Here is a 9,553-nt window from a genome sequence, read left to right on the forward strand (position 1 = left end):
GCCAGGCCGCTTCGCACCTGCGCCAGGCCGACGTCCTCGGCCGGCCGCCCGGCCGAGGTGACGGTGCTCACCTTGCAGACCAGCCGCGCATAGGCGTCGGTGTCCACGCAGTCCAGCCGCACCGTCCGGCGGTACACCGCCTGCCGCAGGGCTTGGCGGGCGCGGTTGCCGAAAGGCTGGCGGTATTCGGGCGCGTCGATGGCATGGATGCGCACGCTGCGCACCGCCGGCGGGCGGGCATCGGCGTCGGGGCAGCGCACGCGCAGGCTGTCGCCGTCCTGGACGGCGATGACGGTGCACAGCAGGAGCAGGGGAGTGACGGGCATCGGGAATCGGCGGCGGCAGCAGCGGTGGCCGGCGCGCCCTACACTGGTGCGGCCCCGGCGGGCCCGCGAGTATCGGCGAGCCGCCGCACCGACTTTCCTTCCCCTTCCAGTACACGGAGACAGCCCATGCCCGGCCTTCTGCCCGACATCGACCCCGACGGCCTGCTCGAGTTCTCGGTGGTCTACACCGACCGCGCGCTCAACCACATGTCCAGGCGCTTCACCGGCGTGATGCAGGACATCCTGGGCATGCTCAAGGAGGTCTACCACGCGCACACGGCGGTGCTGGTGCCGGGCAGCGGCACCTTCGGCATGGAGGCGGTGGCGCGCCAGTTCGCCAACCGCGAGAAGGTGCTGATCGTGCGCAACGGCTGGTTCAGCTACCGCTGGAGCCAGATCTTCGACGCCGGTGGACTGGGTCTGCCCCCAGGGCAGGGCGATGCCCTGCCCGGCCCCCAAGGGGCGCAAGGAAGCTCGGGGCGGCCCAGCGCTTCCTCGGGCGGCGGCGCCGTGGTCTGCAAGGCCCGGCCCCAGGGCGAAGGCCCGCAGGCGCCCTGGGCGCCGTGCCCGGCCGAGGAGGTGGCCGCCGCCATCCGCGCCGAGAAGCCCAAGGTCGTGTTCGCGCCGCACGTCGAGACGGCCAGCGGCATCCTGCTGCCCGACGACTACCTGCGCACCGTGAGCGCCGCTGCGCACGAGGTCGGCGCCCTGTTCGTGCTGGACTGCGTGGCCTCCGGCGCCGTGTGGGTGGACATGCAGGCCACCGGCGTGGACGTGCTCATCAGTGCGCCGCAGAAGGGCTGGAGCAGCTCGCCCTGCTGCGCCATGGTGATGCTGAGCGAGCGCGCCCGCGAGGCCATCGAAGGCACGGCCAGCAGCAGCTTCTCGTGCGACCTGAAGAAGTGGATGCAGATCGCCGAGGGCTACGAGAAGGGCCAGCACGCCTACCACACGACCATGCCGACCGACGCGCTGGTGCGCCTGCGCGACGTGATGCGCGAGACGCGCGACTGGGGCTTCGCCACGGCCAAGGCGGCGCAGGAGGAACTGGGCGCCAAGGTGCGCGCGCTGCTCGAGTCGCGCGGTTTCCCCAGCGTGGCGGCCGAGGGCTTCAAGGCGCCCGGCGTTGTGGTCAGCTACACGCTGGACCCGGACATCCAGAGCGCGAAGAAATTCATCGAGGCGGGCCTTCAGACCGCCTCCGGCGTGCCGCTGCAGTGCGGCGAGGGGCCGGACTTCCGCACCTTCCGCATCGGCCTGTTCGGGCTGGAGAAGTGGCGCCACATCGACCGCACGGTCGGCCACCTGGCGGCGGCGTTGGACAAGGTGGCGCCGCAGCACGCCGCCTGACGCGCCTGCCACGCCCATCCTTGCGGTGGGTCAAATTTGAAGATGAGAATCGATCTTATTTGATCGGGTATGCTCGGGGTTTCCCCTCGATCGGCGGGGTGCGCGTTCCGCGCACCGGCCGCGGGGGGTTGCCTTTTGTGCCGTCCCGATGCTCGTTCCCTTTCTCATCATGCTGCGCGAAGGCATCGAAGCCGCGCTCATCGTCGGCATCGTTGCCAGCTACCTCCAGCAGACCGGCCGCGGCCGCCTGATGCCCGCCGTGTGGGTGGGCGTGCTGCTGGCGGCGGCGCTGTCGCTGTTCGCCGGCGCCGGCCTGCAGCTCATGGCGGCCGAGTTCCCGCAGAAGGAGCAGGAGCTGTTCGAGGGCGTGGTGGGCCTGATCGCGGTGGTGCTGCTCACCTCCATGGTGTTCTGGATGCGCAAGGCGGCGCGCAGCATCAAGGGCGAGCTGCAGGCCGGCGTCGAGAAGGCGCTGGGCCACGCCGACGGCCAGGGCTGGGCGCTGATCGGCGTGGTCTTCCTCGCCGTGGCGCGCGAGGGCCTGGAGTCGGTGTTCTTCCTGCTGGCCATCTTCCAGCAGAGCACCGGATGGGAGGCGCCGGTGGGTGCGCTGGCCGGCATCGCCGTCTCGGTGGTGGTCGGCTGGGGCCTCTATTCGGGCGGCGTGCGGCTGAACCTGCGGCGCTTCTTCCGCCTGACGGGCCTGTTCATCCTGCTGGTGGCCGCCGGGCTGCTGGCCGGCGTGCTGCGCAAGTTCCACGAGGCGGGCCTGTGGAACCACCTGCAGCAGGTGGTGTTCGACATGAGCGCCACGCTGCCCATGGACAGCCCGCTGGGCGCCGTGCTCTCCGGGCTGCTGGGCTACCAGGCGGCGCCGGTGGTGGGCGAGGTGATCGTCTACCTCGCCTTCCTGGCGGTCGCCCTGTTCTTCTTCCTGCGCCCCGCGGCGCCCGTGCCGGCGGCGGCCGCGGCCCGCTGAGTCTTTCCTTCCCTCGATGTCCGATTCCTCCAAGAAATCCTCCGCCGCGATGCGCGCGGCCGTCGCCGGCTCGGCGCTGCTGGTGGTGGCCGGCCTGGCCGCCTTCTGGTGGGCCGCCGGCGTGGCGCGCAAGGCGCCGCCCAAGGCGGCCGACAACGCGGTCACCGTCACCATCCAGGGCAACGTGTGCGAGCCCAACGAGATCACCGTGCCGGCCGGCCGCACCACCTTCACCATCGTCAACAACTCCAAGCGCGCGCTGGAGTGGGAGATCCTGGACGGCGTGATGGTGGTGGAGGAGCGCGAGAACATCGCGCCCGGCTTCTCGCAGACCATGACGGTGAAGCTGCAGCCGGGCGAGTTCGACATCACCTGCGGCCTCCTGAGCAACCCGCGCGGCAAGCTGCGCGTCACGCCCTCGGCCGCCTCCGAGGCCGAGGCGGCGCGGCCCTCGCTGGTGGCCTACGTCGGGCCGCTGGCCGAGTACCGCGTCTTCCTCGCGCTGGAGGCCGGCACCCTGCAGGACGCCGTGCAGGCCCTGGCCGACGCGATCCAGGCCGGCGACCTGAAGCAGGCCCGGGCCCTCTACGCGCCGGCCCACCAGGCCTACAAGCGCGTGGAGCCGATGGCCGAGCTGTTCGCCGACCTCGACCAGCGCCTGAACGCCCGCGCCGACTACTTCGAGAAGCGCGAGGCCGACCCGGCCTTCACCGGCTTCCACCGCATCGAATGGGGCCTGTTCGGCGCCGGCCAGGGCGACCTGAAGGCGCTGGCACCGGCGGCCGGTCAGCTCGTGGCCGACGTCGGCCAGCTCAGGGAGCGGCTGCGCGGCCTGGACATCCCGCCCGAGCGCATGGCCAGCGCCGCCGCCAAGCTGCTGCGCCGCGTGGCCGACAACCTGCCCGCCGGCGGCGAGGACCGCTACGGCCCCGCCGAGGCGGCCAACCTGCAGGGCACGCTGGAGGGCACGAAGAAGCTGGCCGACCTGCTCTCGCCGCTGCTGGCCAAGGCGGCGCCCGGCCTGGAGCAGGCCGTCGGGCAGCGCTTCGCCGCCTTCTCCGCCGCCCTCGACCCCTACCGCGACGGCGAGGGCTTCAAGCCCGCGCCGCTGGACGACGCGCAGCGCAAGGCCATCGCCGAACCGGTGCGCGCCCTGGCCGACGAACTCGGCAAGGTGAACGCCGCGCTGGGACTGGAGCAGCCATGAACGACCACCACGACAAGAACGCCCCCGCATCCTCCGACCGCCGCCGCGTGCTGGGCGCCGCCGGCGCCGCGCTGGCGGGGCTGGCGGCGGCCGGCCGCGCCGCCGCCGCGCCCCCGGCCGGCCCGGCCGAGGGCCCCGGTCCCGGCGCGCAGGTCACCGACGCGCCGCTGAGCACCCACACGCAGGACCGCGTGCCCTTCCTCGGCGCGCACCAGGCCGGCATCGTCACGCCGCGGCCGAGCCACGGCATGGTCGCGTCCTTCTTCGTGCTGGCCGAGAACCGCAAGGACCTGGAGCGCCTGTTCCACGTGCTCACCGAGCGCATCGCCTTCCTCACCCAGGGCGGCAAGGAGCCCGAGCTGGACCCGAAGCTGCCGCCGCCCAGCTCCGGCCTGCTGGGGCCGGTGGTGCAGCCGGACGCGCTCACCGTCACCGTCTCGCTGGGCGCCTCGATGTTCGACGACGAGCGCTACGGGCTGGCCCGGCTCAGGCCGAAGCACCTGCTGCAGATGAAGGCGCATCCCAACGATGCGCTGGACGCGGCGCTGTGCCACGGCGACCTGTCGATCCAGTTCTGCGCCAACACGCCCGACACCAACATCCACGCCCTGCGCGACATCATCAAGAACACGCCCGACCTGCTGATCCTGCACTGGAAGCAGGAGGGCAGCGTGCCGCCCATCCCGGCGGTGCCCGGCCAGCCGGCCGAGAGCGCGCGCAACTTCCTGGGCTTTCGCGACGGCTCGGCCAACCCGGATGCCGGCGACGCGAAGCTGATGGAGCAGATCGTCTGGGTCGGCCCGCAGGACGGCGAGCCGGCCTGGGCGGTCGGCGGCAGCTACCAGGCGGTGCGCATCATCCGCAACTTCGTCGAGCGCTGGGACCGCACGCCGCTGCAGGAGCAGGAGGCGATCTTCGGCCGCCTCAAGGCCAGCGGCGCGCCGCTGGACGGCGGCCGCACCGAGCACGACGTGCCCGACTACCGCAAGGACCCGGAAGGCAAGGTCACGCCGCTCGATGCCCACATCCGCCTGGCGAACCCGCGCACGGTCGCGTCGCAGGCCAACCTGATGCTGCGCCGGCCCTTCAACTATTCCAACGGCGTCACCAAGTCCGGCCAGCTCGAGATGGGCCTGTTGTTCATCTGCTACCAGGCCGACCTGGAGAAGGGCTTCGTCACCGTGCAGAAGCGCCTCGACGGCGAGCCGCTGGAGGAATACATCAAGCCCATCGGCGGCGGCTTCTTCTTCACGCTGCCGGGCGTGCGCGACGCGCGCGACTGGCTCGGCCGCCCGCTGCTCGAGGCCGCCGCTCGCCTGGCCTGATCCTTTTCCCCTTCCAACACACACAACACGCAAGAAGGAACGTCATGACCGAACCCATCCGCCGCCGCTTTCTCGCCGCCCTGGTCGCCGGTGCCGCCGGCTTGGCCGCCGCCGGCGCGCAGGCGGCCGTCTCGCCGCAGGAACTGGTCGGCCCCCTCGCCGACTACAAGCTGTACGTGATCGAGAACGTGCGCAAGCTGGCGGCCGACACCCGCGTCTTCGTCGCCGCCGTGAAGGCCGGCGACATCGAGAAGGCGAAGAAGCTCTACGCGCCCACGCGCACCAGCTACGAGAAGATCGAGCCCGTGGCCGAACTCTTCAGCGACATGGACAGCGCCATCGACTCGCGCGCCGACGACCACGAGAAGGCCGAGAAGGACCCGGCCTTCGGCGGCTTCCACCGCATCGAGTACGCGCTGTGGACGCAGAAGAGCACCAGGGAAGTCGGCCCGGTGGCCGACAAGCTGCTGGCCGACGTGCTGGAGCTGCAGAAGCGCCTGGGCGCGCTGACCTTCCCGCCCGAGAAGGTGGTGGGCGGCGCCGCGGTGCTGATGGAGGAGGTGGCCGCCACCAAGATCTCCGGCGAGGAGAACCGCTACAGCCACACCGACCTGTGGGACTTCCAGGCCAACTTCGAGGGCGCCTACAAGATCGTCGAGCTGCTGCGTCCGCTGGTGGTGAAGGAGAACAAGGCCTTCTCGGACAAGACCGACGCCAACTTCAAGACCGTGTTCGACACGCTGGCCAAGTACCGCACGGCCGACGGCGGCTTTGAGACCTACGCCAAGCTGACCGAGCGCGACCGCAAGCTGCTGGCCGGCCGCGTCAACACGCTGGCGGAGGACCTGTCCAAGCTGCGCGGCATGCTGGGCCTGAACTGAGCCTGACGCCCGCATGGCGGGGCCGGGCGGCCTCGCCGTCGCGAGTGCGAATTGCTAGCATTCGGTTTTCATCGAGGCGCTCCCGCTGCAGGGGAGCGGACGTCCCACGTGCCACACATCGAACCGGGTGCCGGCGCCGCGCCGACCGCGCTGCGCCTGGACCAGCTCCCCGACCGCCAATGGGCGACCGTCCTGGACGTCGCCCGCAGCGCGGACCCCCAGGACCAGGACTTGGTCCTTCGCCTCACCGAGATCGGCTTCGTGCCCGGTGAGGCGGTGCGCATCGTGGCCAGCGGCGTGCCGGGCCGCGAGCCGCTGGCGGTGCGCCTGGGCCACACCACCTTCGCGCTGCGCCGGCACGAGGCGGCGCTGATCCACGTGGTGCCGGAGCACGGGCGTGACTGAGGCGGTGCTGAACTTCCGGCCGGCCGCCGCGGCGGTGCTGCCGGTGCGCATCGCGCTGCTGGGCAACCCCAACTGCGGCAAGACGGCGCTGTTCAACCTGCTGACCGGCAGCCGCCAGAAGGTGGCCAACTACGCCGGCGTGACGGTCGAGCGCAAGGAGGGCGAGCTGCGCACCCCGGCCGGTCGGCGCGTGGCGGTGCTGGACCTGCCGGGCGCCTACAGCCTCAACCCGCTCTCGGCCGACGAGGCGGTGACGCGCGACGTGGTCACCGGCCGGCGCGAGGAGCCGCTGCCCGACCTGCTGGTGTGCGTGACCGACGCCACCAACCTGCGGCTGAACCTGCGCCTGGTGCTGGAGGCGAGGAAGCTCGGCCTGCCGATGGTGGTGGCGCTGAACATGACCGACATGGCGAAGCGCCAGGGCATCGAGGTCGATGCCGCGGTGCTCTCGCGCGAGCTGGGCATGCCGGTGATCCCCACCGTCGGCGTGCAGCGCGGCGGCGCGCAGGCGCTGCTGGCCGCACTCGATGCGCCGGTGCCGCCGGCCGCGCCGGTGCCGTGGGAGGCGCCGGCCCTGGACGAGGTGCTGGACACCCAGCGCGAGGTGCGCCGCATCCTCTCGCTGGCGGTGCGCGAGCCGGCCGGCAGCCTGGCGGCCAGCGACCGCATCGACCGCGTGGTGCTGCATCCGGTGTGGGGCCTGGTGATGCTGGCGCTGGTGCTCTTCCTCATGTTCCAGGCCGTGTTCAGCTGGGCGGAGGTGCCGATGGGCGCCATCGAGGCCGCCACCGCCGCGGTCGGCGAAGGGGTCAAGGCGCTGGTGCCCGAAGGGCCGCTGCAGAGCCTGCTGGTGGACGGCGTCATCGCCGGCGTGGGCGGCGTGGTCGTCTTCCTGCCGCAGATCCTGATCCTGTTCCTGTTCATCCTGGCGCTGGAGGATTCGGGCTACCTGCCGCGCGCGGCCTTCCTGCTCGACCGGGTGATGGGCACGGTGGGGCTGTCGGGCCGCTCGTTCATCCCGCTGCTGTCGAGCTTCGCCTGCGCCATCCCCGGCATCATGGCCACGCGCACCATCAGCAACTGGCGCGACCGGCTCACGACCATCATGATCGCGCCGCTGATGACCTGCTCGGCCCGGCTGCCGGTGTACGCGCTGCTGATCGCCGCCTTCATCCCCAAGCGCGAGGTGCTGCGCGTGCGCGGGCTGTGGTGCGACGGCTGCTTGAACGACGGGCTGTTCAACCTGCAGGGCCTGGTGCTGTTCGGCCTGTACGTGTTCGGCATCGTCTCGGCGATGGCGGTGGCCTGGGTGATGAAGCGCTTCCGCACGCAGCAGGGCCATTCACCGCTGATGATGGAACTGCCCGCCTACCGCTGGCCCAACCCGCGCAACCTGCTGCTCGGGCTGTGGGAGCGCGCCTGGATCTTCCTGCAGCGCGTGGGCACCATCATCCTTACGCTGACCATCCTGCTGTGGTTCCTCTCCAGCTTCCCGTCGCCGCCCGAGGGCGCCACGGGCCCGGCGATCCAGTACAGCCTGGCGGGCATGCTGGGGCGCGGGCTGGAGCACGTCTTCGCGCCGATCGGCTTCAACTGGCAGATCAGCATCGCGCTGGTGCCCGGCATGGCCGCGCGCGAAGTGGCGGTGAGCGCGCTGGGCACGGTGTACGCGCTCTCGGCCTCGGGCGACGATGCGATGGCGGGCGCGCTGGCGCCGCTGATCGCCGGGAGCTGGTCGTTGGCCACGGCGCTGTCGCTCTTGGTGTGGTACGTGTTCGCGCCGCAGTGCCTGTCCACGCTGGCGACCGTGAAGCGCGAGACGGCCTCGTGGCGGTACGTGTTCATCATGGCCGCCTACCTGTTCGCCTTGGCCTACGCGGCCTGCTTCGTCACGTACCGGGTGGCGCTGGCCTTCACTTCCGGGGGGTGAGCATGACGCAGAACCTCATCGTCTTCGCCATCGTGGCCGTGGCCGCGGTGTACGCCGTGTGGCGGTGGATGCCGGCCGCGTGGCGCCGCGGCGCCGCGCGCCGGCTGGCGGCCGGCTCGCAGCGCGCCGGGCTGGTGGACGCACAACAGGCCGAGCGCATGGCCGCCTCGCTGGCGAAGACTTCCGGCTGCGGCGACTGCGACAGCTGCGGGAGCTGCGCCGCGCCTCCCGCCGGGGCGCAGGAAAAGAACACCGGCCTGCCCCGGCACTGAGCGCAGCGCGCAGCGGAGCGGGCATCATTCCGGCATGAGCATCCGTCCGGCCGTTCCGAAGGGGGCTCGCACCGCAGTGCGAAGCACGGAGGTTATCCAGTGAGCTTGCAGATCCTCGTCGCCGGCGCCGGCATCGGCGGGCTGGCTGCCGCCCTGGCGCTGGCGCGCAAGGGGCATCGCGTCGAGGTGCTGGAGCAGGCGGCCGCCTTCGGCGAGGTCGGCGCCGGCATCCAGCTCGGCCCCAATGTCACGCGGCGGTTGCATGCCCTCGGCCTGGCGCCGGGCCTGGCGAGCATCGCCGCCCGCCCGGCGATGCTGTGCGTGCGCGGCGCGCACGACGGCCGCGAGCTGGCGCGCCTGCCCTTCGGCGAGGCGGGCGAGCGGCGCTACGGCGCGCCCTACCTGTGCGTGCACCGCGCCGACCTGCACGGCCTGTTGCTGGACACCCTGAGGCACGCCGATGGCCCGGCTTCTGCGGTGACGCTCAACACGAATGCCCGGGTGCGCCTCGTCTCGCTGCGCGGCGGCGAGGCGGTGGGCGTGGAAAGCGCCGACGCCCGCGCCTGGGAGGGCGATGCGCTGGTCGGCGCCGACGGCCTGTGGAGCCGCGTGCGCGCCGAGGTGGTGGAGGACGACCCGCCGCCGCGGTCGACGGGCCACACGGCCTGGCGCGCGCTGGTGCCGCAGCGCGACCTGCCCGGGCGCCTGCGCAGCGACCGCGTCGACGTGTGGCTCGGCGCACGCCTGCACGCTGTGGCCTATCCGGTGCGCGGCGGCGACTGGCTCAACGTGGTGGTGCTGGCGGAAGCCCCGCCGCCCCCGGGCGACGCCCGGGACTGGGACCAGGCCGCCAGCCTCGCCTCGCTGCAGCAGGCCAC

10 protein-coding genes are annotated in these 9,553 nt (G+C 72.2%); 9 read left to right on the forward strand and 1 reads right to left on the reverse strand.

Annotated features, from left to right (window positions below):
- Window positions 1-326 (reverse strand): thermonuclease family protein (locus ACIY1X_RS16700; protein WP_399682519.1); only part of this gene is annotated, 326 nt, incomplete at its 3' end.
- Window positions 327-452: 126 nt separating this feature from the next.
- Here ACIY1X_RS16700 and ACIY1X_RS16705 point away from each other — a divergent pair.
- The 9 genes from ACIY1X_RS16705 to ACIY1X_RS16745 all read left to right on the forward strand — a co-directional run.
- The gene (locus ACIY1X_RS16705; protein ID WP_399682522.1) at window positions 453-1,676 is read left to right on the forward strand and encodes an aminotransferase class V-fold PLP-dependent enzyme; all 1,224 of its coding nucleotides are present in this window, start codon (window positions 453-455) and stop codon (window positions 1,674-1,676) included.
- Window positions 1,677-1,824: 148 nt separating this feature from the next.
- Entirely contained in the window at window positions 1,825-2,655 is an 831-nt protein-coding gene (gene efeU, locus ACIY1X_RS16710) for an iron uptake transporter permease EfeU (protein WP_399682524.1), read from the forward strand.
- 16 nt (window positions 2,656-2,671) lie between these two features.
- Window positions 2,672-3,862 (forward strand): iron uptake system protein EfeO, encoded by a 1,191-nt coding sequence (gene efeO, locus ACIY1X_RS16715; RefSeq protein ID WP_399682527.1) that lies wholly within the window; start codon window positions 2,672-2,674, stop codon window positions 3,860-3,862.
- Entirely contained in the window at window positions 3,859-5,187 is a 1,329-nt protein-coding gene (gene efeB / locus ACIY1X_RS16720; RefSeq protein WP_399682529.1) for an iron uptake transporter deferrochelatase/peroxidase subunit, read from the forward strand. Before efeO (ACIY1X_RS16715) ends, efeB begins: the two co-directional genes overlap by 4 nt.
- Before the next feature lie 44 nt (window positions 5,188-5,231).
- The gene (gene efeO, locus ACIY1X_RS16725) at window positions 5,232-6,068 is read left to right on the forward strand and encodes an iron uptake system protein EfeO (RefSeq protein WP_399682532.1); all 837 of its coding nucleotides are present in this window, start codon (window positions 5,232-5,234) and stop codon (window positions 6,066-6,068) included.
- 108 nt (window positions 6,069-6,176) lie between these two features.
- Window positions 6,177-6,473 carry a ferrous iron transport protein A gene (locus ACIY1X_RS16730; RefSeq protein WP_399682535.1) on the forward strand — a complete coding sequence of 99 codons (297 nt, stop codon included), beginning with the start codon at window positions 6,177-6,179 and terminating at the stop codon, window positions 6,471-6,473.
- Between the two features lie 7 nt (window positions 6,474-6,480).
- Entirely contained in the window at window positions 6,481-8,403 is a 1,923-nt protein-coding gene (locus ACIY1X_RS16735) for a ferrous iron transporter B (protein ID WP_399682562.1), read from the forward strand.
- Window positions 8,404-8,405: 2 nt separating this feature from the next.
- Window positions 8,406-8,675, forward strand: coding sequence for a DUF6587 family protein (locus tag ACIY1X_RS16740; RefSeq protein ID WP_051953813.1), 270 nt, complete (start codon window positions 8,406-8,408; stop codon window positions 8,673-8,675).
- A gap of 99 nt (window positions 8,676-8,774) precedes the next feature.
- A partial coding sequence (locus ACIY1X_RS16745) for an NAD(P)-binding protein (protein WP_399682538.1) occupies window positions 8,775-9,553 on the forward strand: 779 nt, incomplete at its 3' end.

It is taken from the genome of Xenophilus sp., assembly GCF_044462705.1.
Taxonomy (GTDB): domain Bacteria; phylum Pseudomonadota; class Gammaproteobacteria; order Burkholderiales; family Burkholderiaceae_C; genus Xenophilus; species Xenophilus azovorans.